The organism is Streptomonospora mangrovi (assembly GCF_027604915.1).
Lineage (GTDB): Bacteria > Actinomycetota > Actinomycetes > Streptosporangiales > Streptosporangiaceae > Streptomonospora > Streptomonospora mangrovi.
Genome location: NZ_JAJAQC010000043.1, coordinates 1 through 21,684 on the forward strand (window position 1 = coordinate 1; position 21,684 = coordinate 21,684).

Below are 21,684 nucleotides of genomic sequence, written 5' to 3' on the forward strand. Positions count from 1 at the left end.
CTCGCCGGTCTCGTCGGTCCCGGCGGCGGCCGGCCGCTGCCCGGCGGGGCGGGCGGTGCCCGCCCCGAACGGCCCCTCAGCGCCTCCGCTGCCCCCGGTGCCCCCCGCTCCCCCGGCCGGCGCCGGCCGGGGGCGCCCGGCGCCGGCGGCCGCCACGGCGGCTTCGGCGGCCTGGGCGTCGCGGGCGCCGCGGGGGGCGGGCACCGCCACCTCGGGCGCGCCCTCGGCGCGCGGGGCGGCCCGCTCGGGGGCCGCCTGGGGGGCGGCCTCCTCGGCGCGGTCCGGGGCGCCCTGGCGCGGCCGGGCGGGGGTCACCGTGCCGGTCACCGGCGCCCCGGTGAACGCGGGGGCCATGGAGCCGCGCGCGTGCTCGCGGTCGAACTCCTCGACCAGGGGGGCGGGGTCGAGCCCGAGTTCGCGGCACACCGACCGGATGTGCCCGCGCGCGTAGAAGTCGCCGCCGCAGACGCGGAAGTCGTCGCCCTCCATCCCCGCGAGCACGGGCTGCCGGATGCAGGTCCGCGCGCTCAGATCGGCGAGGGAGTACCCGAGGTCTTCGCGGGCAGCGGCGAGGGTCTGGCCGATCGTCGTCATATCCGCCCCTTCCCAGGGTGGGGGTAGGCCGCGGGGCCGGGCGCCGCAGGCACGGCCGGGGGAACCCCGGCGCGCGGACCTCCGCCGCTGGCACCGCAGAGTAGGTCTTCAACCACTGTGGGTGCCTCTGCCGAAAACGGCACCGCGCCACACCCCATGAACCGGTGAAAACTCGGTCAACCCGACCAGGTCGGCCAACCCCGTCACCACGGCCGACCCGGCCAACCCGGCCGATCCGGTCCGGCCCCCGGCAAACCGGGCGCGGCGGCGGCGCCTGCGGCGCGGCACCAGCGGGTCCGCGCGCGCCACCGGCCTCAGCCCTGGGACCCGCGCACCTCGGCGAGCACGCCGGGCAGGTCCTCGGGCTTGACCAGCACGTCGCGCGCCTTGGAGCCCTCGCTGGGCCCCACCACGTCGCGGCTCTCCATGAGGTCCATCAGCCGCCCGGCCTTGGCGAAGCCCACGCGCAGCTTGCGCTGGAGCATCGACGTGGAGCCGAACTGGGTGGTGACCACCAGCTCGATGGCCTGGAGCAGCAGGTCCAGGTCCTCGCCGACCTCCTCGTCGATCTCCTTCTTCTTGGCCTCGGCGGTGCCGACGTCCTCGCGGTAGGTGGGCTCGGCCTGCTTCTTGCAGTGCTCCACGATCGCCCGGATCTCCTTCTCGGTGACCCAGGCGTTCTGGAGCCGGATGGGCTTGCCCGCGCCCATCGGCAGGAACAGCGCGTCGCCCTTGCCGACCAGCTTCTCGGCGCCGGGCTGGTCGAGGATCACGCGGCTGTCGGAGAGGCTGGAGGTGGCGAAGGCCAGCCGCGAGGGCACGTTGGCCTTGATCAGGCCGGTGACCACGTCGACGCTGGGGCGCTGGGTGGCCAGCACCAGGTGGATGCCCGCCGCGCGCGCCAACTGGGTGATGCGCACGATCGCGTCCTCGACGTCGCGCGGCGCCACCATCATCAGGTCGGCCAGCTCGTCCACGATGACCAGCAGGTAGGGGTAGGGCTCGTAGACGCGCTCGCTGCCGGGCGGCGCCTTCAGCTCGCCGGCGCGCACGGCCGCGTTGAAGTCGTCGATGTGGCGGAAGCCCGAGGCCGCGAGGTCGTCGTAGCGGCGGTCCATCTCGCCCACGACCCACTGGAGGGCGTCGGCGGCCTTCTTGGGGCTGGTGATGATCGGCGTGATGAGGTGCGGGATGCCCTCGTACATGGTCAGCTCGACCCGCTTGGGGTCGACCAGGATCAGCCGGACCTCGTCGGGGGTGGCCCGCATCATGATCGAGGTGATGAGCCCGTTGATGCAGGTGGACTTGCCCGCGCCGGTGGCGCCGGCCACCAGCACGTGCGGCATCTTGGCGAGGTTGGCCACCACGGTCAGGCCCTCGATGTCCTTGCCCAGGCCCACGAGCATGGGGTGGTCGTCGGAGGTGGCCGGGGAGGACCGCAGGACGTCGCCGAGGCTGACGATGTCCTTGTCGGCGTTGGGGATCTCCACGCCGATCGCGGACTTGCCGGGGATGGGCGACTGGATGCGCACGTCGGCGCTCTTGACCGCCAGCGAGATGTTCTTGGTGAGCGCGGTGACCTTCTCGACCTTCACGGCCGGGCCCAGCTCGATCTCGTAGCGGGTGACCGTGGGCCCGCGGGTGAACCCGGTGACCTCGGCGTCGATGTTGAACTGCTCCAGCACGCCGGTGAGCGCCTCGACCACGGTGTCGTTGGCCTTGGTGCGCGGCTTGGGCGGGGTGCCGGGCTTGAGCATGGTGGAGGCGGGCAGCTCGTAGTCGCCGTCGACCACGCGCGGGGGGATCGAGAGCTGCTCGGCCGACTCCGGCGGCGGGGTGGGGTCGGGCGGGGGCGGCGCGGGCGCGGCCTCGGCGGCGGCCACCACGGGGGTGTCGTAGGGGCGCTCGTGGTCGCCGGCCACACCGGTGTCGGCCTCGGCGTCCTCGGGCGCCGGGCGGGGCTTGCGGCGCCGCTTGGGCTTGGGCCGCTCCTCCTCGGCGGGCGGGTCGAGGATGTCCACGCCTGAGTGGGGGCCGGAGTCGGGCTCCATCAGCCCGCCGAAGAGCTGGCGCAGCCGCTCGGGGATGCGGTAGACGGGGGTGGCGGTGACCACCAGCAGCCCGAAGACCAGCAGCATGGCCAGCAGCGCACCGGTGACCCAGGGGGTGACCAGCAGGCTCAGCGGCCCGGAGGCGGCGAACCCGATGATCCCGCCGGCCTCGCGCACCGCCTGGGGGTCCTCGGCGGGCCAGGGGATCCCGTGGCCGATGTGGATGAGCCCGAGCAGGCCCACCAGCAGCGAGGTGGCGCCGATGAACAGCCGGCCGACATCGGTCTGGCCGGTGCCGGGGGTGCGCATCAGCCGCCAGGCGAACGGCAGGAACAGCAGCGGCAGCACCGGCGAGAACGTGCCGAACGCCCCGACCACCACGAGGCGGGTGATGCGCGGCAGCGGTCCCTCGGTGTCCCACCACACGGCGGCGGCGATCAGCAGGCCCAGCGCGAGCAGCACCAGGCCGAAGCCGTCGCGGCGCAGATCGGGGTCGAGGTCGCGGGCGCTGCGGCCGGCGGCGCGCGCCAGGCCGCCCACGGTGTGCGCCAGCAGCCGCCACACCAGCAGCAGCATGCGGCCGGTCCACACGAACAGCAGCGCGATGGGGCCCTCGGAGGCGGCGCCGGCCTTGGGCGCGGGGCGCCGGGCCGCGGGGGCGCGGCCGCGCTGGGCGGAGGAGCCGGAGCTACGGCGGGCCGGCGCCTTCTTCCGGCCGGAGCCGCCGCCCCGGGAGGTGCCGCCGCCGGATCCTTGAGGGGTCTTGGGCGCACGGGTGGCCATGGTGGGCACCCTACTAGGGGCGGGCGCGGCGGCCGCGCAGGGCCGCCCGGCGTGTCGGGCGCACGGGCGCGCCGCCGGGGGTCGGACCCCCGGCGGCGCGGACGCCGGCGGGTGCGGGCCTAGATCTCCACGATGACCGGGACGATCATCGGCCGGCGCCGGTAGGTCTCGTTGACCCAGCGGCCCACCCCGCGCCGCACGAGCTGGCGCAACTGGGTGGGGTCGGTGATGCCGTCGGCGGCCGCCCGCTCCAGGGACTCCTGGATCTTGGGGATGACCTCGTCGTAGGCGTCGGCGCCGATGCCGGCGCCCCGGGTGTGGATCTCGGGCTCGCCCACGATCTTGCCGGAGGTGGAGTCCACGGCCACGATGACCGAGATGAACCCCTCCTCGCCGAGGATGCGGCGGTCCTTGAGCGCGGACTCGGTGACGTCGCCCACCGAGGCGCCGTCGACGTAGACGTAGCCGGCCTGGACCTTGCCGGTGATGCGGGCGCGGCCCTTGTGCAGGTCGACCACCACGCCGTCCTCGGCCAGCACGATGCGGTCGCGCTCCAGGCCGGTGAGCGCGGCGATGTTGGCGTGGGCGCGCATGTGCCGCCACTCGCCGTGCACCGGCATGAAGTTGCGCGGGCGCACCATGTTGTGGACGTAGAGCAGCTCGCCGGCCGAGGCGTGGCCCGAGACGTGCACCAGGGCGTTGCCCTTGTGCACGACCTTGGCGCCCCACCGGGTCAGCCCGTTGATCACCCGGTTGACGGAGTTCTCGTTGCCGGGGATCAGCGAGGACGCCAGCAGGACGGTGTCGCCCTCCTCGATGCGGATCTGGTGGTCGCGGTTGGCCATGCGGGTCAGCGCCGACATCGGCTCGCCCTGGGAGCCCGTGGAGACCAGCACGGCCTCCTCGGGGCGCAGGTCGTCGAGGTTCTTGACGTCGACCAGCAGGTCGCCGGGCACGGTGAGGTAGCCCAGGTCGCGCGCGATGTTCATGTTGCGCACCATCGAGCGTCCCACGAAGGCGACCTTGCGGCCGTGGGCCTTGGCGGCGTCCAGGACCTGCTGGACCCGGTGCACGTGGGAGGCGAAGCAGGCCACGATGATGCGCTGGCCGGCGTCGTCGAAGACCTTGTCGATGACCGGCGAGATGTCGCGCTCGCTGGTGACGAACCCGGGGACCTCGGCGTTGGTGGAGTCGGCCAGCAGCAGGTCGACGCCTTCGGCGCCCAGGCGGGCGAACCCGGCCAGGTCGGTGAGGCGGCCGTCCAGCGGAAGCTGGTCCATTTTGAAGTCGCCGGTGTGCAGCAGGGTGCCCGCCCCGGTGCGCACGGCCACGGCCAGCGCGTCGGGGATGGAGTGGTTGACCGCCAGGAACTCCAGGTCGAAGGGGCCGAAGGTGCGGCGGTCGCCCTCCTCGACCTGGACGGTCTCGGGCTTGATGCGGTGCTCGCCGAGCTTGGCCGAGATCAGCGCCAGGGTCAGCCGCGAGCCCACCAGCGGGATGTCGGCGCGCTCGCGCAGCAGGAACGGCACAGCCCCGATGTGGTCCTCGTGGCCGTGGGTGAGCACGAGGGCCGCAACGTCGTCGAGCCGGTCCCGGATGTGGTCGAAGTCGGGCAGGATGAGGTCGACGCCGGGCTGCTCCTCCTCGGGGAAGAGCACGCCGCAGTCGACGATCAGCAGCTTGCCGGCGTACTCGAACACCGTCATGTTGCGGCCGATCTCGCCGAGGCCGCCCAGCGGCACCACGCGCAGGGTGTCGGCGGTCAGCGGCGGCGGCGGGCCGAGTTCGGGGTGCGGGTGGCTCATGCGGATCCCTCCGTCAGGCGTTCCACGCCCACCACGCTGGCGGGCACGGCCTGGTGGGGGGCGAGGCCGATGGGTCCCTTGACGCCGGCCGCGGCGAGGTCTTCGCGCAGCAGCGCCTGGAGTTCGATGGAGGCGTCGGCCAGCGGCGTGCGCACGGGGCCGCCGGGCAGGCCGAACATGTTCAGCACCGCCTTGGTGGTGATGACCCCCTGGGTGCGGAAGATGCCCGTGTAGACAGGGGTGAGGCGGCGGTGGATGGCGAGCGCGCGGTGGACGTCGCCGGACTCGTAGGCGTCGATCATGTCGTGCAGGTCGGCGCCGACGATGTGGCCCACGACGCTGACGAACCCCGAGGCGCCCACCGACAGCAGCGGCAGGTTGAGGATGTCGGTGCCGCAGTAGTAGGCGAGGTCGGTGCGCTCCATCACCCAGGAGCTGGCGCCGAGGTCGTCCTTGGCGTCCTTGTTGGCCACGATGCGCGGGTGCTCGGCCAGCCGGACCAGGGTCTCCGAGGCGATCGGGGTGCCGGTGCGGCCGGGGATGTCGTAGAGCATCACCGGCAGGTCCGTGGAGTCGGCGATCGCCGTGAAGTGGCGGATCAGCCCCTCCTGGGGCGGCTTGTTGTAGTACGGGGTCACCAGGAGCAGGCCGTGGGCGCCCGCGCGCTCGGCCGACTCGGCGAGGTGCATGCTGTGCCGGGTGTCGTTGGTGCCCACACCGGCGACGACGACGGCGCGGTCGCCGACCGCCTCCAGCACGGCGCGCAGCAGCCGGTCCTTCTCGTCGTCGCTGGTGGTCGGCGACTCGCCCGTGGTGCCGCTGATGATGAGGCCGTCATTGCGCTGCTCGTCGACCAGATAGGTGGCGAGGCGGGCGGCGCCGTCGTAGTCGACGTCGCCGTTCTCGCGCATCGGCGTGACCATTGCGGTCAGCATCCGGCCGAAAGGAGCGCTCGGTGTAGTGCTGCCTGACATAGGGAAAACGTACCGCGCCAGGACCCCACCTGCGCCCATGCGGCCCCGTCGAAGCGGATTTTCCGGGATATGGGCGACCTTCCGGCCGTTCGGGCGTGTCTCGGCGGGCGCCGCGCGGGGCGGTGGCGGCCTCGCCGTCACCCCGGCCGCGCTGTGCGCGACCTCTCAGTCCCGGCGGCGCGACCGGCGCGGCGGAGCGGGGTGCCGCTCCGCCGCGCGGACGCGCTCGGGACTGGGGCCGGCAGGGGGCTAGTCGTCGCCGTCGCCGGGCAGCAGGAGGCTGAGCAGCCAGCTCACGATCGCCACCACGACCGCGCCGAACAGCGCCGGCCAGAACCCGTCGATGGTGAACGGCAGGTCCAGCGCACCGGCGATCCACGCGGTGAGCAGGAGCAGCAGCGCGTTGACGACCAGGGCGATCAGGCCGAGGGTGAGGACGTAGAACGCGCAGCCGACCGTTTTGACGATCGGCTTGATGACCGCGTTGACCAGGCCGAAGATCGCACCGAGGGCGACGTAGACGAGGATCGTCTGGGCGGGCGACTCGGTCTGGACGTCGAGCCCCTCGATCAGGAAGACGGCCGCCCAGATGGCGACGGCGTTGATGAGGATTCTCAGGATGATGCTCACTCCCCCGATGCTGCCACGACCCGGGCGCCGCGCGCATGCCGCACCGGCGCATTGCGGGTATTTCCCGGGTCCTCACCGATGCCGGGTCAGGGGCGGGGGCGCGGCGCGGGCGCGCGGCGGGCCGGCGCGGGACCGGGGCGCGCGGCGCGGCGTTTGGCGCAACCGGCCGCGCCTGGGAGTATGCGGGGCACCACACCGCGCCCGGCGCGCGGGGGCAGCAGGTCGAGCAGCCGGATGAACAGCGGATCGAGCGGATAAGGGCCGTCCCGTGTCGACAGATCGCTTTGTCAGGTCCGCCCGCGAGGCGGACATCGCCACCGTCGTGGAGGTGCAGGTCGCGGCCTGGCGGTCGATGTACGGGCCGCTGCTGCCCGAGGCGGTCCTGGCCGAGATCGGCGGCGAGGAGGCGGCGGCGCGGTTCCGCGAGCAGTGGCTGGCGGCGGTGCGCACCCCGCCGACGTCGCGGCACCGGCTGCTGGTGGCCACCGACCACCGCGCGGTCGTGGGGTTCGCGGCCGTCGGCCCGGCCGAGGATCCCGACCGCTGGCCGGCCACCGACGCCGAGGTCTACGCCCTGCACGTGCACCCCGACCACGTCGGCGCCGGGCACGGCAGCCGGCTGCTCAACGCGGCCGTGGACCACCTGGTGGACGACGGGTTCTCGCTGGCGGTGCTGTGGGTGCTGGAGCCGGCCAACCCGCTGCGCTCCTTCGCCGAGGCGGCCGGGTGGCGGCCCGACGGCGCCACCCGCGAACTCGACCTGGGCGCGCCGCTGCCCATGGTGCGCCTGCACGCCGCCATCAGCGGGTGAGGCGCGCGGGAAGCGTAAGGACCGGCGGGCGGCCGCGCCGCGCGGTGGGCGGCGGGTCTGGTCCCGGTCGCGGCCCCGGGCGGCGCTACCGTTGAGGGCGGTCCCGGGCAGCCGGCCCGGGGCGAGCGGGCAAGGAAAGAGGACCAGCGCGTGGCCACGGTCAGCGAGTGGGTCGCGGGGGCGCGCCCCCGGACCCTGCCTAATTCGATCGTCCCGGTTGCGGTGGGCACCGGGGTCGCCCTGGGTGCGGGATCCGCCGTGTGGTGGAAGGCGCTGCTGGCGATGGGCGTGGCGCTGGCCCTCCAAGTCGGCGTCAACTACGCCAACGACTACAGCGACGGCGTGCGCGGCACCGACAACGAGCGGCGCGTTGGCCCCACCCGGCTGACGGCGGCCCGCCTGGCGGCGCCGCGCCGGGTGTTCACGGCGGCGTGGGCGTGCTTCGCGGTGGCCGCGGTGCTGGGCCTGGTGCTGGCTGTCACCACCGCGCTGTGGCTGGTGCTGGTGGGCGCGGTGGCGATCGTCGCCGCCTGGTTCTACACCGGCGGCAGCCGCCCCTACGGCTACCACGGCCTGGGCGAGGTCGCGGTGTTCGTGTTCTTCGGCCTGGTGGCCGTGGCGGGCACGGTGTTCGTCCAGATGGGGACCGTGCCCTGGCAGGGGTGGGTGGCCGCCGTGCCGGTGGGCCTGCTGTCGTGCTCGGTCCTGGTGATCAACAACCTGCGCGACATCCACACCGACGCCTCCACCGGCAAGAACACCCTGGCGGTGCGCCTGGGCGAGCGGGGCACCCGCCGCCTCTACGTCGGCTGCGTGGCGGCCGCCTTCGTGTCCGCGCTGGCCGCGGCGGCGGCCACCTGGTGGGCCGCCCTGGTGCTGCTGGCGGCGCCGCTGGCCGTGCCGCCGGTGCGCCGGGTGCTCTCCGGGCAGGTGGGCCGCGACCTGGTCCTGGGCCTGGGCGAGACCGGCAAGCTGCAACTGGCCTTCGGCGTGCTGTTCACGGCGGGCCTGGCGCTGGGGGCGCTGGGGTAGCCGCGCGCGGCGCGCACGGCGGCGAGGGCCGGGGTCGGCGACCCCGGCCTTCGCCGCGTCCGAGGGTCGGCCGGTGCGGATCGCGGGGGTCGGCGGGCGCGGGCGGGCGGATGCCGTCGGTTTGGCGGCTGTGATGTTCGGAAATGTGCAGGGGGTCGGATTGACCCAAGCATCGTCGCCTACGCGGTTGACAGCGATCAGAGAGCTGGATCACACTTCCTGCACTACGCATATCGCCGTACACCGACGCAATCCCCCCGTCTCGGCGCCGCGCGTCGGGACACACCCGAGGCCGGAAGCACTCGTCACGGTGGAGGTCCCATGGTTTACCTGGCCGAGTTCGTCGGAACGGCGATCCTGACGCTGCTGGGCTGCGGCGTCGTCGCCGGCGTCACCCTCGCCCGCTCCAAGGCCGAGGGCAGCGGCTGGATCGTCATCACGTTCGGCTGGGGCCTGGCCGTGACCGTCGCCGTCTACGTGGTCGGCCAGTACAGCGGCGCGCACATCAACCCGGCGGTCACCTTCGCCATGGCCTCCATCGGCGAACTCGGCTGGGCGCAGGTGCCCGGCTACATCGCCGCCCAACTGCTGGGCGCGTTCCTCGGCGCGGTGCTGGCCTGGGTGGTCTACCTGCCGCACTGGCGGGTCACCGAGGACCCGGTGGTCAAGCTGGGGGTCTTCAGCACCATCCCGGCCGTGCGCAGCATCGCCGCCAACTTCGCCACCGAGGTCATCGGCACGTTCCTGCTGATCTTCGGCATTCTGGGCATCAACGCCAACATGAACCCGATCGGCAGCGGCGGGGGCGGCCTGGAGGACCTGTTCGGCACCGGGTTCGCCCCGCTGCTGGTGGGCTTTTTGGTGCTGGCGATCGGCCTGTCGCTGGGCGGGCCCACCGGCTACGCCATCAACCCGGCGCGCGACCTCGGCCCGCGCATCGCCCACGCGGTGCTGCCGATCCCCGGCAAGGGGTCCTCGGACTGGGCCTACTCCTGGGTGCCGATCGTGGCGCCGATCGTCGGCGCGGTCCTGGCGGCGCAGGTCTACGTGCTGCTGGGCTTCGAGGTCTGAGGTCGAGGGCGCCGGCGGGCCGGGCGGGGCCGCCGGCGCCCCCGGCCCGGTCGGGCCGGGTCGGGCCGTACTGAGCCGACCCGAGCCGGGCCGGCCCGGGCGGCATCAGGCCGGCTCAGTCCAATCCGAGCAGCGGCTCCAGCCCCAGCGTGAGGCGGTCGGGCAGGTCGGCCACGCGGCGCACCCCCAGCAGCACCCCGGGCATGAACGACTCCCGGTTCATGGAGTCGTGGCGGATGCGCAGGGTCTCGCCGTGGGTGCCGAACACGACCTCCTGGTGGGCGATCATCCCGGTGATGCGCAGGGCGTGCACCCGCACCCCGGCCACCTCGGCGCCCCGCGCGCCGGGCACCTCGGCGGTGGTGGCGTCGGGCATCGGCGCCGATCCCGCGCGCTCGCGGGCGGCGGCCACCAGCTCGGCGGTGCGCGAGGCGGTGCCGCTGGGGGCGTCGGCCTTGTTGGGGTGGTGCAGCTCGATGATCTCGGCGGACTCGAAGTAGGGCGCGGCCTTGGCGGCGAAGGACATCATCAGCACGGCCGCGATGCCGAAGTTGGGCGCGATGAGGACGTTGGCGCCGGGGTTGGCGGCCAGCAGCTCGCGCACCCGCGCCAGGCGGGCGTCGTCGAAGCCGGTGGTGCCCACCACGGCGTGCACCCGGTTCTCGATGAGCCAGCGCAGGTTGTCCATGACGGCGTCGGGGTGGGTGAAGTCCACGACGACGTCGGCGCCGCGCACGGCCTCGCGCTCCTCGGCGGTGTCGACCCCGGCCACCAGCTCGGTGTCGGCCGCGCCCTCGACGGCCTTGACGACTTCGGACCCCATGCGCCCCTGGGCGCCGAACACTCCTACCTTGATCACGGGGATTACCGTACCGGAGGCGCGCCCCCGGCCGGGCGGTGCGTGCCCGCCCGGCCGGGCGCGGGGTCAGGGCCGCGCGAGCAGCACGGCGAAGTCCCCGGCGGGGTCGGTCCACCAGTGCTCAAGGCGGAAGCCGGCCCGGCCCAGCTCCGCCTCGACCCCCGCGCGGCGGAACTTCGCGGAAATCTCGGTGCGCACCTCCTCCCCCGCCGCGAAGTCGACGGTCAGGCCGATGGCGCGCACGGCCGCCCGCTGCGCCGTGCGCGCGCGCAGCCGCATCTCGATCCACTCCGCGCGGGGGTCCCACAGCGCCACGTGGTCGAAGTCCTCGGGGGCGAAGTCGGCGTCGAGTTCCCGGTTGAGGACGCGCAGCACGTTGCGGTTGAACTCGGCGGTGACGCCGCGCGCGTCGTCGTAGGCGGCCACCAGCCGCGCCGGGTCCTTCACCAGGTCCAGCCCCAGCAGCAGGGTGTCGCCGGGGGCGAACCCCTCGCGCAGGTCGGCGAGGAAGGACACCCGCCGGTCGGGGGGCTGGTTGCCCAGGGTGGAGCCCAGCACCGCGACGGCGCGGCGGCCCCCGGCGGGCAGCAGGTGCAGGTGGCGCTCGAAGTCGGCGACCACCGCGTGCACCTCCAGGCCGGGGTAGGCGGCGCCGATCGCGGCGGCCGACTCCCGCAGGAAGGCGCCGCTGACGTCGACGGGCACGAACCGGCGCAGGGTGCCCCGAGCGCGCAGGGCGTCCAGCAGCAGCCGGGTCTTCTCGCCGGAGCCCGCGCCCAGCTCCACCAGGGTGTCGGCGCCGCAGGCGCGGGCGATCTCGGGGGCACTGCGGCGCAGGATGGCCCGCTCGGCGCGCGTGGGGTAGTACTCCGCCAGCGTGGTGATCTCCTCGAACAGCGCGCTGCCGCGCTCGTCGTAGAACCACTTGGGCGGCAGCGACCGCGGTCGCGCGCCCAGGCCCTCGGCGGCGTCGCGGCGCAGGGCTTTGGCCAGGTCGTCGGGTGTCAGGTAGTGGTCGATGCGCGGCATCGGCTCCCCCGTTTGCTCAGTCGACCGCGCTGATGCCGGTCAGGCGGTATCCGTGCTGGTCGGCGGTGACCAGGGTCCGGTCGGGCACCCGCCGCCAGGCGGGGTCGTCGTCGAGGGGTTCGGAGGCCAGCCACACCCCGCCGGCGCCGTGGCGCACGTAGAGGGTGTCGCCGGCGGCGGTGGCGGCCAGGCCGCGGCCGTCGGCGGCCAGCAGGTTGTAGCGCCCGGCGGAGCAGGCGCGGGCCTCGCACGCCACCCGCGCCAGCGCCGCGCCCGTGGGCGCCCCCGCCCGCCACAGCCGCACGGCGGCGGCGAACAGCGGCGCGGAGTCCACGGGGGTGCGGGCGTCGAGGACCCCGCGCGGCAGGGGGTGGCCCAGCCGCGCGGCGAGTTCCTCGTGATCGTGTGCCGCGCCGTTGTGGGAGAACAGCCGGGTGTCGGCGCGGAAGGGCTGGGCGCAGGACTCGTCGGTGCCGAACCCGGGGGTGGCGTCGCGCACGGCGGCGACCAGGCAGGTGGTGGTGAGCGCCTGGGCGGCGTCGGCGAAGGAGGCGTCGGCCCAGATCGGCATGGCGCGCCGGTAGCGCAGCGGGGCCGGGCGGCCCGGGATGTACCAGCCGACCCCGAAGCCGTCGGCGTTGACGGTGCCGTGGCTCTGCTCGCGCGGCGCGTAGGACTGGGTGAGCAGCGAGAACGGCGCGGCGTAGACCAGGTCGTGCACGGTGCGGGGGGCGCCGAGGTAGGCGAGGTGGCGGCACATCAGCCGGCCGCCTCCCCGCCGCCCGCGCGGCGCGCGGCGCTCACCGGCGGCCCCCGCCGCGCCCGCCCTCGTCGGGGTCGGCGTCGCGGGCGCACCGGAACCCGGCGAAGATCTGCCGGCGGATGGGGTAGTCCCAGTTGCGGAAGGTGGCGCGCGCGGCGGTGGGGTGGGTGGCCCACGACCCCCCGCGCAGCACCTTGTAGCCGCCGCCGAAGAACACCTCGGAGTACTCCCGGTAGGGGAACGCCGTGAAACCGGGGTAGCCGGTGAAGTCGGTGGCGGTCCACTCCCAGACGTCGCCGAGCATCTGCACGGCGCCGCAGGGCGCGGCGCCCTCGGGGAAGGCCCCGGCGGGCGCCGGGCGCAGGAGGCGCTGGCCGAGGTTGGCGTGGCGCGGTCCGGGGTCGGTGTCGCCCCAGGGGTGGCGCAGCGAGGCGCCGGTGGCGGGGTCGTGGCGGGCGGCCTTCTCCCACTCGGCCTCGGTGGGCAGGCGCTTGCCCGCCCAGCGGGCGTGCGCCTGGGCCTCGTAGAAGCACACGTGCTGCACAGGCTCCTCGGGCGGCAGCGGCTCCACGCGGCCCAGGCGGCGGCGCAGCCAGCCGCCGCCGGTGTCGCGGACCCAGAAGGCGGGGGCGCGCTTGCCCGAGCGGGTGCGCCACTCCCAGCCCTGCGGGCTCCACCAGCGGGGGTCGTCGTAGCCGCCGTCGGCCATGAAGTCCAGGTGGGCGGCGTTGGTGACGGCGGCGGTGTCGATGTAGAAGGCGGGCAGGTCGACGGTGTGGGCGGGCCGCTCGTTGTCGTAGGCCCAGGGGTCGTCGTCGGTGCCCATGGTGAAGGGGCCGGCCGCCACCAGCACCTCGGCCGGGAGGCGGTGGCCGGGGGCGGGCCGGGGCGGCGGCGCGGCCAGGCCGGGCAGCACCGGCCGCCCGCGCCGCAACTGGTGGGTGGCCAGCATGGTCTCGTCGTGCTGGTGCTCGTGCTGGATGACCATGTGGTAGACGAACCCGTCGGCCAGCAGCGGGGTACCGGAGTCGAACCGGGCGCGCTCCAGGGCGTCGAGCACGCGGGCGCGCACCCGCGCGTTGTAGTCGCGGGCCTCGCGGGGGGTCAGCAGGGGGAGGCTGACGCGCTCGGCGCGCGGGTTCTCGAAGGCGTCGTAGAGGACGTCGATGTCGGGCCGCAGCGCCTCGCCCCCGGCGGCGGCGCGCACCAGCCACTGCTCCTCGTAGTTGCCGACGTGGGCGAGGTCCCACACCAGCGGCGACATCAGCGGCGAGTGCTGGGCCAGCAGCTCGGCCTCGTCCAGGGCCTCCACGGTGAGGCCGACGCTGCGGCGGCGGCCCTGGTCGAGTTCGGCGGCGATGCGGGCGCGCAGGCGGTCGGGGTCGGGGCGGGTGCCGGCGGCGGGCGGCCGGGCGGGCCGGTGCGTCGGGCGGGTCATGGCGTGGGTCCTCCTTCACCCGCGGCGCGCCCCTGGGCGGGCGCGCCGCGGCGGTGGCGGGTCGGTGGCGCCGGGTGGCGGGCGCCGGGCGCGCGGGCGGCGCGTCCGGGCGCTGGGTGCGGCGGTTCGGCGGTGCGGTGGGTCGCGGTGCGGTGAGCGGTGGCGCGGCGGGCGCCGGTCAGGCGGCCGGCGCCAGGTGGTGCAGGTCGGCGGGGCAGCGCCCGCGCTCCACGAAGCACTCCCGGTAGTCCTCCACCACGCCCGCCAGGCCGGCCTCGCCCATCCGCTCCAGCGCCGCGCCGGCGGCGGCGAAGCAGGTGCGGGCGCAGGCGGCCAGGTCGGGGTCGGCCAGGGAGCGGGCCGCGGCGCGCCGCCACAGCCCCGGTCCGGGGTCGGCGCCGCCGCCCAGGCGCTCGGTGGCCTCGGCGGCGGTGTCGGCCGCCGCCGGGTCGTCGAGCAGCGCGGCGGCCACGGCGATGGGCACCGCCAGCCAGCGCGCGGGCAGCGCGTCGATCATCCGCAGCTCCAGCCACCCGCGCGGGCGCACCGGCGGGAACAGGGTGCTGAGGTGGTAGGCGAGGTCGTCGCGGGTGGGCCGGCGGCGGTGGCGGCACGCCAGCCAGTCGCCGAACGCGATCCCGGGGTCGACCTCCCAGGGGCCGTCGTCGGCGCGGATGGTCATCAGCCGCGCCCGCAGCGCGTAGGCGGTCCAGGCGGCGACCGGGTCGCCGCGCCCGGGCGCGCGGGTGCGGGAGGGGTCGATGCCCTCCCACACGGCCCACCGGCTGGAGCGCCAGCCGGTGGCGCGGCCCCGGTGGACCGGGGAGTTGGCGAAGGCGGCCACCAGGACCGGCCCCAGCCGGTGGGCGAGCCGCCAGCGCCGGGCGGCGTCGGCGGCGTCGGCGCCGATGTCCAGGCACACCTGGAGCGACGCGGTGCTGCACATCATCAGGCGGCCGGTGGCGCATCCGGCGGAGTCGAAGTAACGCTCCATGGCCGCGTAGCGCGGCTGGGCGAGCTGGCGCACGGGCGGGCGCCGGGGATCCAGGCCCACCCCCTCCAGGCGCAGTCCGGCGGCACGGAGGCGGCGGCCGATGTGGTCGGTGTCGGCGGCGAGGGCGGCGTGGGCGGCCCCCGGGCCGGGGAGGGGCGGCGAGCTCAGCTCAAGCTGCCCTCCGGGTTCGTAGGTGACGGCGCTCCCGCCGGGCAGCGGCCCGGCCTGGGCCACGGCGGCCGACACGGAGCGGATGGGAACGGGTGCCCCCGGGCGGGCGGGATCGGTGACCAGCCATTCGGCTTCGGCGCCCACGCGGCCCGGAGGGCCGGTCTTGAAGCAGACACCGTTGATGTAGTCGTGCACGTCGGACTCGGTGAGGTAGCTCAAGGCCGTCTCCTCGCTCGGCGGAGCTGACGTAGCTCTACCCCTGCCCGGTACCGGCCGCGCCCGAACTTCCGGGGCGGCGCGGGTCCGCTGACCCGGCGAGAAATTCACCCGTCGCCGACGCGAACGCGGGGCGGCCGTGGGCCGCGCCTTACCGGGGCGGGCCGGGGTCGGCCCAGACCGCGGGCCGTTGCACGGTGACAGCGCCCGGCCCCCGAGGGCGGCGCCTCAGCGCAGCGGCGCGTGGTACCACTCCGCGGCCAACGACAGCCCCGAGCGCCACAGGAACGCCCGCTTGGCGGCGTCGTGGCCGCCGCTCTCCACCACCATGCGCACCGCGCCCAGCGCGGCCAGGCGCGGGCGGGCCGCCTCGATCAGCGCCGCGCCGCTGCCCCACCAGTCGCCGGGGTCGGCCACCCAGAAGTCCTCGACGTAGGCCAGCGGGCCGCCGGGCGCGTAGACCTCGGCGGAGGGCCCCAGGACCGCCATCAGGCAGCCGCTGAGCCGGGGGCCGCGCCGCGCCGCCAGGACCAGCGCGCGCGGGTCGGCCGCCAGGCGGGCGACCCGGGCGCGGTGGCGGTCGCGGGCGTCGGGCGCGGGGTCCCAGAACCCGGGCGCGTGCGGCCGGTAGGCGGCGCGCCGCTCCTCGGCCAGCGCCACGATCGCCTCGACGTCGCCGGCGTGCGCCTCGCGCACCTCGGGCCGCTCCTGAGCTGCCATTTCGCCCTCTTCCCGGACCCCGGCGCGCTCCGGCGCCCGGCCCTGCGCGAATAGACCGACCTGCGCCGGGGCAGCGGCGCACGCGCGGACTCAGGGCGCCCGCTCCCCTGGCGGGGTCCGCGTGCCCCGGTGCGCCCGGACCCGATGCAAGTGATACGACGGTGCAGGAAACCACACAAGGGGGTACCGGCATGACGTCACCCGACCGCCCGTCCGCTGATCCGGCCGAGCTGCGCACGCTGCTGGACGGCCGCTGGGCGCACATCCGCGACCTGGCCCGCCGCCACCTGCGGGGCGACATGTTCCGCCCCGTGTACGGCCTGGGCGTGGAGGAGCACCGCGAGCGCGTGCTCGGCCAGCTCAAGGCGATCGCGGCCACCGAGATGTCCGCCTACGGGTTCTCCGGCGACCACGGCGGCGCCGACGACGTCGGCGGCTCGGTGGTGGCCTTCGAGATGCTGGTGTGCGACCTGTCGCTGATGGTGAAGGTGGGCGTGCAGTGGGGGCTGTTCGGCGGCACCGTGCAGGCCCTGGGCACCGAGCGCCACCACGCCGAGTTCCTGCCGGGCATCATGTCGCTGGAGATCCCCGGCTGCTTCGCCATGACCGAGACCGGGCACGGCTCGGACGTGCAGCGGCTGCGCACCACCGCCGACTACGACCCCGGCACCGGCGAGTTCGTGATCACCACTCCCGACGACGCCGCCCGCAAGGACTACATCGGCAACGCCGCCCGAGACGGCCGCTACGCGGTGGTGTTCGCCCAACTGCGCACCCGGGGCGAGGGCCACGGCGTGCACGCGCTGCTGGTGCCCATCCGCGACGCGCGGGGCCGCCCCGCCCCCGGCGTGCGGATCGAGGACTGCGGGCCCAAGGCCGGGCTCAACGGGGTGGACAACGGCCGGCTGTGGTTCGACCGGGTCCGGGTGCCGCGCGAGGCCCTGCTCAACCGCTACGGCGACGTCGCCCCCGACGGCACCTACAGCAGCCCCATCGAAAGCCCCAACCGGCGGTTCTTCACCATGCTGGGCACGCTGGTGCGCGGGCGCATCAGCGTGGCCGGCGGCGCGGGCAGCGCCACCAAGGCGGCGCTGGCCATCGCCGTGAAGTACGCCGAGGCGCGCCGCCAGTTCGACCACCCCGACTCCGGCGAGGAGGTGCGGCTGCTGGACTACCGCGCCCACCAGCGGCGGCTGCTGCCCGCCCTCGCCCGGACCTACGCCCTGCACTTCGCCCAGGAGGAGCTGGTCACGACCCTGCACGAGCGGCACAGCGGCGAGGGCCTGCACGACGAGCACGGCCAGCGCGAACTGGAGGCGCGCGCCGCCGGCCTCAAGGCCGTGGCCACCTGGCACGCCACCCGCACCATCCAGACCTGCCGGGAGGCGTGCGGCGGCGCGGGCTACCTCGCCGAGAACCGGCTGCCCCAGCTCAAGGCCGACACCGACGTGTTCACCACCTTCGAGGGCGACAACACGGTGCTGCTGCAACTGGTGGCCAAGGGGCTGCTGACCAACTACCGCCAGGAGTTCGGCGACCTGGACCCGATGGGCATGGCCCGGTTCGCGGCCGGGCAGTTCCTCGGCGCGGTCATCGAGCGCACGGCGGCGCGGTCGCTCATCGAGCGGCTGGTGGCGGCGGCGCCGGGGCGCGGCGACGCCTCCGACCTGCGCGACCGGGGCTGGCAGCTGAAGGTGCTGGAGGACCGCGAGCGCCATGTCCTGGACGGCCTGGCGCGGCGGCTGCGCCGGGCGGCCTCGGGGGGCGGGGACGCCTTCGAGGTGTTCAACGACGCCCAGGACCACGTGCTGGCGGCGGGGCGGGCGCACATCGACCGCGTGGTGCTGGAGGCGTTCGTCGCCGCGATCGACCGCTGCCCGGAGGGCGCCGCCAAGGACCTGCTGGACAAGGTGTGCGACCTGTACGCCCTGTCGGTGGTGGAGGAGCACCGGGCGTGGTTCCTGGAGCACGAGCGGCTGACCGCCACGCGCGCCAAGACGGTCACCCAGGAGGTCAACCGGCTGTGCCGGGAGCTGCGGCCGCACGCCATGACGCTGGTGGACGCGTTCGGCCTGCCCGACGAGTGGCTGGCGGCCCCGATCGCCCTGGGCGCCGAGGCCGCCCGGCAGGAGACGCAGCGCACCCACGAGGCCGAGGCCGCCGGGGCGGCGGCCGAGTCCGACGACGCGGGCGCGAGTGAGGGCGAGGAGGCTCAGGCTCGGGCCCGGTAGCGGCGGCGGGTGGGTCGGGGCGGGCGGTCACCGGACCGCACGCCCCCGCCACCACCCTTCTTCGGGTGTCAGGACGACCAGCGCCACTCGCGGATGTCGGGGGCGTCGTCGCCGTGTTCGCGGGTGTGGGAGCGGCAGCGCAGCCGCTCGTTCTGCATGCGCTGGCGCAGGTGGGCGGCCCGGACGTCCAGCCCGGGGACGTGGTCGATGACGTCCATGACCAGGTGGAACCGGTCGAGGTCGTTGAGCATCACCATGTCGAAGGGGGTCGTGGTGGTGCCCTCCTCCTTGTAGCCGCGCACGTGCAGGTTGGCGTGGCCGTTGCGGCGGTAGGTCAGCCGGTGGATCAGCCACGGGTAGCCGTGGAACGCGAAGATCACCGGCTTGTCGACGGTGAACAGCGCGTCGAACGCGCTGTGCGGCAGGCCGTGCGGGTGCTCCTCGGCCGGTTGCAGCCGCATGAGGTCCACGACGTTGACCACCCGCACCCGCAGCTCCGGCAGGTGCTCGCGCAGCAGCTTGGCGGCGGCCAGGGTCTCGGCCGTGGGCACGTCGCCGGCGCAGGCCAGCACCACGTCGGGCTCCACACCGGCGTCGGTGCTGGCCCACTCCCAGATGCCCAGGCCGCGGGTGTTGTGCGCGATGGCCTCGTCCATGGCCAGGTAGTTGAGGTTGGGCTGCTTGCCCGCGATCACCACGTTGACGTAGTCGCGGGAGCGCAGGCAGTGGTCGGCCACCGACAGCAGGGTGTTGGTGTCCGGCGGCAGGTAGACGCGGATGATCTCCGGCTTCTTGTTGACCACGTGGTCGATGAAGCCGGGGTCCTGGTGGCTGAAGCCGTTGTGGTCCTGGCGCCAGACGTGCGAGCTGAGCAGGTAGTTCAGCGACGCGATCGGGCGCCGCCACGGCAGGGCGCGCGAGACCTTGAGCCACTTGGCGTGCTGGTTGAACATCGAGTCCACGATGTGGATGAACGCCTCGTAGCTGTTGAACAGCCCGTGGCGGCCGGTGAGCAGGTAGCCCTCCAGCCAGCCCTGGCACAGGTGCTCGCTGAGCGCCTCCATCACGCGGCCGTCGGGGGCGACGCCGTCGTCGGTGGGCAGCCGGGCCATGTCCCAGGCGCGGCCGGTGGCCTCGAACACCGAGCCCAGCCGGTTGGACGCGGTCTCGTCGGGGCCCATGATGCGGAACGTGCGCGGGTTGCGCCGGATGACGTCGCGCAGGTAGCCGCCCAGCACCCGCGTCGCCTCGCTCGCGGCCGCGCCGGGCGCCTCCACCTCCACGGCGTAGTCGCGGAAGTCGGGCAGGGTGAGGTCCTTGAGCAGCAGCCCGCCGTTGGCGTGCGGGCTGGCGCTGATGCGGCGGTCCCCGGCGGGCACGATCGCGGTGGTCTCGCGCACGGGGGCGCCGAGCTGGTCGAACAGCTCCTCGGGGCGGTAGGAGCGCAGCCACTCCTCCAGTTGGCGCAGGTGGGCGGGGTTGGCGCGGACCTCGGAGAGCGGCACCTGGTGGGCGCGCCAGGTGTTCTCCACAGGCGTGCCGTCGACCTCGCGCGGCCCGGTCCAGCCCTTGGGGCTGCGCAGCACGATCATGGGCCAGCGGGCCTCGATGTGCCGCCGGTCGCCGTCGGGGCCGCCGCCGGAGCGGGCGCGGCGGCGGATCTCGGAGATCTCGTCCAGGCAGCGCTCCAGGGCGTGGGCCATGTGCTGGTGCATGGTGGCGGGGTCGTCGCCGGAGACGATGTGGGGGCGGTGGCCGAAGCCCTCCAGCATCGCCACCAGGTCGGCCTCGGGCATGCGGGCGAGCACGGTGGGGCCGGCGATCTTGTAGCCGTTGAGGTGCAGGATGGGCAGCACCGCGCCGTCGCGGCGGGGGTCGGCGAACCGGTGGGCCATCCAGCTCCCGGCCAGCGGACCGGTCTCGGCCTCGCCGTCGCCGACGACGGCGGCCACGACCAGGTCGGGGTTGTCGAATGCGGCCCCGTAGGCGTGGGAGAGGGCGTAGCCGAGTTCACCGCCCTCGTGGATGGAGCCGGGGGTCTCGGGCGCGACGTGGCTGGGCACGCCGCCGGGGAAGGAGAACTGCCGGAACAGCCGCCGCATGCCCTCGGCGTCCTGGGTGATCTCGGGGTAGACCTCGGAGTAGGTGCCGTCCAGCCACGCGGTCGCCACGGCGGCCGGCCCGCCGTGGCCCGGACCCACGATCCACATCATCTCGGTGCCGCGCCGCCGCACCTGCCGGGAGAGGTGGGCGTAGACGAAGTTCAGCCCCGGCGTGGTGCCCCAGTGCCCGAGCAGCCGGGGCTTGATGTGGTCGGGCCGCAGCGGTTCGCGCAGCAGCGGGTTGTCCAGCAGGTAGATCTGCCCCACGGAGAGGTAGTTGGCGGCCCGCCAGTACTGGTCCACCCGCCGCAGCTCCACGTCGCTGAGCGCGGGCACGGTCGCGAGTCCGGTCGTGTGGGTGGTGTCCGTCATGAGCTTCCCCCTCGCATGGCGCCGGCCCGGCCCACGGCAGCGACCGGGCCGCTGCTCCCCTACCCGGGAGGCGGCGGGTTATGGGGGCGGCGGCGGGGAGACTCAGGCGAATCGGCGCAGGACGCCGCGGAGCGTGTGCGCGCCCCAGAGCACGGGGCCGACGACGCCGAGGGAGAGCGGAACGCCGTTGCGACCCACCCACTGGGCCACCTCCGCCAATTCCCGCCAGGGGATTCCCGCGTCCCAGCGGAGGGACAGCACGATTCCGAACAACAGGTGGCCGAGGACCGCGCCGTAGACGGCTCCCAGCAGCATGAAGAAGAACGCGGAGCCGACCATCAGCACCCGGTCCTGCTCGATCCCCGCGCCCTCGCGCTCCCTGCGCATCGCACGCAGGCCGCACAGCGGGAACGCGGCCATCGAAAGGAAAGCGAGCACGTAGCCGATGGGCGCATAAGGAATGACATCGCGCAAGAGGACGGACATGGTGATGAGCAGCAGCGGGAGGAGCAGGAGACCAAGCGCCATCGCCACGGTCATCCACGCGACGAACTGATCGGAGTCGATTTCCTGGGCGCGTCTTCGCCGCCGCACCCCGCCGACCGGGTTCGGGGCGGCGCCCGCGTAAGGGGGCCGCGCGGCCCCGGGGACGCTGGGGCGCAGCACGGGCCACCTGTTCCGTGGGGGAAGGCCCGCTGCGGCGGCGCGGCGGGAGCGGGGGACGGTACAGAATTTAGAACACGGGCCACCCCCCGCACAAGCGGGTGGAATTCCGGTCCGCTGAACGAAATTCCGCATTTCCGCAGGTGCGCACATTGGCCTCCGACAAAGGCGCAGGTCGCGAATTCGGCCGTGAAACAGCACGGCGTCATTGGATCATGACACCCCGTTGACACCGCCGTAACGGTCACGTAAGTTTCGGACCACTGGAAAGCGCTTCCCAAGACTGTTTCCCCCCGACCTCTCCCAGAGGTCGCGCACCGCCGGCCGCGGCGTTTCCCCACATCGGCGGGTGCCCTCGGGCAGCCGCCGGTACCC

17 protein-coding genes are annotated in these 21,684 nt (G+C 74.7%); 4 read left to right on the plus strand and 13 right to left on the minus strand.

What is annotated here, in order from left to right; genetic code table 11:
- The 5 genes from LG943_RS21365 to LG943_RS21385 form a co-directional block, all read right to left on the minus strand.
- Positions 1 to 594: helix-turn-helix domain-containing protein (locus LG943_RS21365; protein ID WP_270074119.1), on the minus strand; the 594-nt coding region annotated here is incomplete at its 3' end.
- A 314-nt stretch (positions 595 to 908) separates the two neighbouring features.
- Complete coding sequence (locus LG943_RS21370; protein ID WP_270074120.1) at positions 909 to 3,428, minus strand: DNA translocase FtsK; 2,520 nt, start codon at positions 3,426 to 3,428, stop codon at positions 909 to 911.
- Positions 3,429 to 3,547: 119 nt separating this feature from the next.
- Positions 3,548 to 5,233, minus strand: a complete 1,686-nt coding sequence (locus LG943_RS21375; RefSeq protein WP_270074121.1) for a ribonuclease J — start codon at positions 5,231 to 5,233, stop codon at positions 3,548 to 3,550.
- Positions 5,230 to 6,207, minus strand: coding sequence for a 4-hydroxy-tetrahydrodipicolinate synthase (gene dapA / locus LG943_RS21380; protein ID WP_270074122.1), 978 nt, complete (start codon positions 6,205 to 6,207; stop codon positions 5,230 to 5,232). The genes LG943_RS21375 and dapA overlap by 4 nt, the downstream gene beginning before the upstream one ends.
- Before the next feature lie 249 nt (positions 6,208 to 6,456).
- Positions 6,457 to 6,837, minus strand: a complete 381-nt coding sequence (locus LG943_RS21385; protein ID WP_270074123.1) for a phage holin family protein — start codon at positions 6,835 to 6,837, stop codon at positions 6,457 to 6,459.
- A 268-nt stretch (positions 6,838 to 7,105) separates the two neighbouring features.
- Here LG943_RS21385 and LG943_RS21390 point away from each other — a divergent pair, with 268 nt between their 5' ends.
- The 3 genes from LG943_RS21390 to LG943_RS21400 all read left to right on the plus strand — a co-directional run bounded on the left by LG943_RS21390 (position 7,106) and on the right by LG943_RS21400 (position 9,751).
- Complete coding sequence (locus tag LG943_RS21390; RefSeq protein WP_270074124.1) at positions 7,106 to 7,648, plus strand: GNAT family N-acetyltransferase; 543 nt, start codon at positions 7,106 to 7,108, stop codon at positions 7,646 to 7,648.
- 150 nt (positions 7,649 to 7,798) lie between these two features.
- On the plus strand, positions 7,799 to 8,680 hold the full coding sequence (locus LG943_RS21395; protein WP_270074125.1) for a 1,4-dihydroxy-2-naphthoate polyprenyltransferase: 882 nt from the start codon (positions 7,799 to 7,801) through the stop codon (positions 8,678 to 8,680).
- A gap of 321 nt (positions 8,681 to 9,001) precedes the next feature.
- The gene (locus LG943_RS21400) at positions 9,002 to 9,751 is read left to right on the plus strand and encodes an MIP/aquaporin family protein (RefSeq protein WP_270074126.1); all 750 of its coding nucleotides are present in this window, start codon (positions 9,002 to 9,004) and stop codon (positions 9,749 to 9,751) included.
- 115 nt (positions 9,752 to 9,866) lie between these two features.
- Here LG943_RS21400 and dapB read toward each other — a convergent pair whose 3' ends face one another.
- From dapB to LG943_RS21430, 6 genes are all read right to left on the minus strand, one after another.
- Positions 9,867 to 10,610 carry a 4-hydroxy-tetrahydrodipicolinate reductase gene (dapB, locus tag LG943_RS21405; protein WP_270074127.1) on the minus strand — a complete coding sequence of 248 codons (744 nt, stop codon included), beginning with the start codon at positions 10,608 to 10,610 and terminating at the stop codon, positions 9,867 to 9,869.
- A 66-nt stretch (positions 10,611 to 10,676) separates the two neighbouring features.
- On the minus strand, positions 10,677 to 11,639 hold the full coding sequence (egtD, locus tag LG943_RS21410) for an L-histidine N(alpha)-methyltransferase (RefSeq protein ID WP_270074128.1): 963 nt from the start codon (positions 11,637 to 11,639) through the stop codon (positions 10,677 to 10,679).
- Between the two features lie 16 nt (positions 11,640 to 11,655).
- A complete protein-coding gene (egtC, locus tag LG943_RS21415; protein ID WP_270074129.1) occupies positions 11,656 to 12,399 on the minus strand; it encodes an ergothioneine biosynthesis protein EgtC in 744 nt (247 codons plus the stop codon).
- A 40-nt stretch (positions 12,400 to 12,439) separates the two neighbouring features.
- Positions 12,440 to 13,840, minus strand: a complete 1,401-nt coding sequence (egtB, locus tag LG943_RS21420) for an ergothioneine biosynthesis protein EgtB (protein ID WP_270074130.1) — start codon at positions 13,838 to 13,840, stop codon at positions 12,440 to 12,442.
- A 178-nt stretch (positions 13,841 to 14,018) separates the two neighbouring features.
- On the minus strand, positions 14,019 to 15,224 hold the full coding sequence (gene egtA / locus LG943_RS21425; RefSeq protein WP_270074131.1) for an ergothioneine biosynthesis glutamate--cysteine ligase EgtA: 1,206 nt from the start codon (positions 15,222 to 15,224) through the stop codon (positions 14,019 to 14,021).
- Positions 15,225 to 15,449: 225 nt separating this feature from the next.
- Positions 15,450 to 15,941, minus strand: coding sequence for a GNAT family N-acetyltransferase (locus LG943_RS21430; RefSeq protein ID WP_270074132.1), 492 nt, complete (start codon positions 15,939 to 15,941; stop codon positions 15,450 to 15,452).
- Between the two features lie 191 nt (positions 15,942 to 16,132).
- Between LG943_RS21430 and LG943_RS21435 the strand changes: the two genes are divergently transcribed.
- Positions 16,133 to 18,172, plus strand: coding sequence for an acyl-CoA dehydrogenase family protein (locus LG943_RS21435; protein ID WP_270074133.1), 2,040 nt, complete (start codon positions 16,133 to 16,135; stop codon positions 18,170 to 18,172).
- Positions 18,173 to 18,240: 68 nt separating this feature from the next.
- On the opposite strand, the gene LG943_RS21440 is transcribed toward LG943_RS21435, so the two are convergent.
- The gene (locus tag LG943_RS21440) at positions 18,241 to 20,646 is read right to left on the minus strand and encodes a phosphoketolase family protein (RefSeq protein ID WP_270074134.1); all 2,406 of its coding nucleotides are present in this window, start codon (positions 20,644 to 20,646) and stop codon (positions 18,241 to 18,243) included.
- 102 nt (positions 20,647 to 20,748) lie between these two features.
- On the minus strand, positions 20,749 to 21,312 hold the full coding sequence (locus tag LG943_RS21445; protein ID WP_270074135.1) for a hypothetical protein: 564 nt from the start codon (positions 21,310 to 21,312) through the stop codon (positions 20,749 to 20,751).
- Between the last annotated feature and the right edge of the window lie 372 nt (positions 21,313 to 21,684).

Bases quoted from the DNA above. Each gene is read 5' to 3' on its own strand.
- LG943_RS21440 (WP_270074134.1), bottom strand. From the start codon at position 20,646: ATGACGGACACCACCCACACGACCGGACTCGCGACCGTGCCCGCGCTC.
- egtB (WP_270074130.1), bottom strand. From the start codon at position 13,840: ATGACCCGCCCGACGCACCGGCCCGCCCGGCCGCCCGCCGCCGGCACC.
- LG943_RS21430 (WP_270074132.1), bottom strand. From the start codon at position 15,941: ATGGCAGCTCAGGAGCGGCCCGAGGTGCGCGAGGCGCACGCCGGCGAC.
- LG943_RS21435 (WP_270074133.1), top strand. From the start codon at position 16,133: ATGACGTCACCCGACCGCCCGTCCGCTGATCCGGCCGAGCTGCGCACG.
- dapA (WP_270074122.1), bottom strand. From the start codon at position 6,207: ATGTCAGGCAGCACTACACCGAGCGCTCCTTTCGGCCGGATGCTGACC.
- egtC (WP_270074129.1), bottom strand. From the start codon at position 12,399: ATGTGCCGCCACCTCGCCTACCTCGGCGCCCCCCGCACCGTGCACGAC.
- LG943_RS21375 (WP_270074121.1), bottom strand. From the start codon at position 5,233: ATGAGCCACCCGCACCCCGAACTCGGCCCGCCGCCGCCGCTGACCGCC.
- egtD (WP_270074128.1), bottom strand. From the start codon at position 11,639: ATGCCGCGCATCGACCACTACCTGACACCCGACGACCTGGCCAAAGCC.
- LG943_RS21370 (WP_270074120.1), bottom strand. From the start codon at position 3,428: ATGGCCACCCGTGCGCCCAAGACCCCTCAAGGATCCGGCGGCGGCACC.
- LG943_RS21400 (WP_270074126.1), top strand. From the start codon at position 9,002: ATGGTTTACCTGGCCGAGTTCGTCGGAACGGCGATCCTGACGCTGCTG.